This window comes from Salinicoccus sediminis (genome assembly GCF_000986795.1).
GTDB classification, from domain to species: domain Bacteria; phylum Bacillota; class Bacilli; order Staphylococcales; family Salinicoccaceae; genus Salinicoccus; species Salinicoccus sediminis.
Window position 1 is genome coordinate 1 of the sequence record NZ_LAYZ01000022.1, and the last position, 1,915, is coordinate 1,915.

The following is a 1,915-nucleotide window of genomic DNA, read 5'->3' on the forward strand; positions in this document are numbered from 1 at the left end:
GTGCATGGTTGTCGTCAGCTCGTGTCGTGAGATGTTGGGTTAAGTCCCGCAACGAGCGCAACCCTTATGACTAGTTGCCAGCATTGAGTTGGGCACTCTAGTGAGACTGCCGGTGACAAACCGGAGGAAGGTGGGGATGACGTCAAATCATCATGCCCCTTATGATTTGGGCTACACACGTGCTACAATGGACAGGTACAAAGGGCAGCGAGACCGCGAGGTTGAGCGAATCCCATAAAACTGTTCTCAGTTCGGATTGGAGTCTGCAACTCGACTCCATGAAGCTGGAATCGCTAGTAATCGTGGATCAGAATGCCACGGTGAATACGTTCCCGGGTCTTGTACACACCGCCCGTCACACCACGAAAGTCAGTAACACCTGAAGCCGGTGGGCCAACCCTTCTGGGAGGCAGCCGTCGAAGGTGGGACCGATGATTGGGGTGAAGTCGTAACAAGGTAGCCGTATCGGAAGGTGCGGCTGGATCACCTCCTTTCTAAGGATAAATACGGAACGGAATGGTTGACATATTGTATTCAGTTTTGAATGTTCTATTCAGAGTGTTCACAAATCAATATCATATAATATATAATGGGCCTATAGCTCAGCTGGTTAGAGCGCACGCCTGATAAGCGTGAGGTCGGTGGTTCGAGTCCACTTAGGCCCACCATTATATGAAGCCATGGGGGCTTAGCTCAGCTGGGAGAGCGCCTGCTTTGCACGCAGGAGGTCAGCGGTTCGATCCCGCTAGTCTCCACCATTTTAAACATGTACATTGAAAACCGGATAGAGAAGCAATAAATGATTTTTAACCGAAAATCAAAGCGTAGAAAACCGAGAACTGAAATTAAAAAGAGTTCACACAAACACGCGTTGTGCCGCTTGATGCGGCACACTCACAAATTCATTGCGATTAAGTAATGAAGGGCGCACGGTGGATGCCTTGGCACTAAGAGCCGATGAAGGACGGAACCAACACCGATATGCTTCGGGGAGCTGTAAGTAAGCGTTGAACCGAAGATTTCCGAATGGGGGAACCCAGCACATCATTATGTGTTGCCGGTCAGTGAATAGATAGCTGACGCGGCGGTAGACCCGGGGAACTGAAACATCTCAGTACCCGGAGGAAGAGAAAGAAAAATCGATTCCCTGAGTAGCGGCGAGCGAAACGGGAAGAGCCCAAACCAGCTTCGGCTGGGGTTGTAGGACACCGACACGCCAAGTAATGTTGAGCCGAACGGCCTGGAAAGGCCGGCCGGAGGGGGTAACAGTCCCGTAGGCAAAGGACATTATGCGGCCCGGTGGATCCTGAGTACGGCGGAACACGAGGAATTCCGTCGGAATCCGGGAGGCCCATCTCCCAAGGCTAAATACTCCTTAGTGACCGATAGCGAACCAGTACCGTGAGGGAAAGGTGAAAAGCACCCCGGAAGGGGAGTGAAACAGAACCTGAAACCGTGTGCCTACAAGTAGTCAGAGCCCGTTAATGGGTGATGGCGTGCCTTTTGTAGAATGAACCGGCGAGTTGTGATCTCATGCAAGGTTAAGCAGCGAATGCGGAGCCGCAGCGAAAGCGAGTCTGAAGCGGGCGAATAAGTATGGGGTTGCAGACCCGAAACCAGGTGATCTACCCATGTCCAGGCTGAAGTCCAGGTAACACTGGATGGAGGGCCGAACCGACTTACGTTGAAAAGTGACCGGATGAGGTGTGGGTAGCGGAGAAATTCCAATCGAACCTGGAGATAGCTGGTTCTCTCCGAAATATATTTAGGTATAGCCTCATGAGAGCATCGTGGAGGTAGAGCACTGTTTGGACGAGGGGCCCATCCCGGGTTACCGAATTCAGACAAACTCCGAATGCCATCGATGTGCTTCATGGGAGTCAGACAGTGGGTGATAAGGTCCATTGTCGAGAGG

General features: G+C 51.9%; 2 tRNA genes and 2 rRNA genes. All 4 read left to right on the plus strand.

What is annotated here, in order from left to right:
- Window positions 1-494, plus strand: a 16S ribosomal RNA gene (locus tag WN59_RS07940); the annotation flags it as partial.
- Window positions 495-591: 97 nt separating this feature from the next.
- Window positions 592-668, plus strand: a tRNA-Ile gene (locus WN59_RS07945).
- 14 nt (window positions 669-682) lie between these two features.
- Window positions 683-758 (plus strand) — tRNA-Ala (locus tag WN59_RS07950).
- A 151-nt stretch (window positions 759-909) separates the two neighbouring features.
- Window positions 910-1,915: ribosomal RNA gene (locus WN59_RS07955) — 23S ribosomal RNA — on the plus strand; the annotation flags it as partial.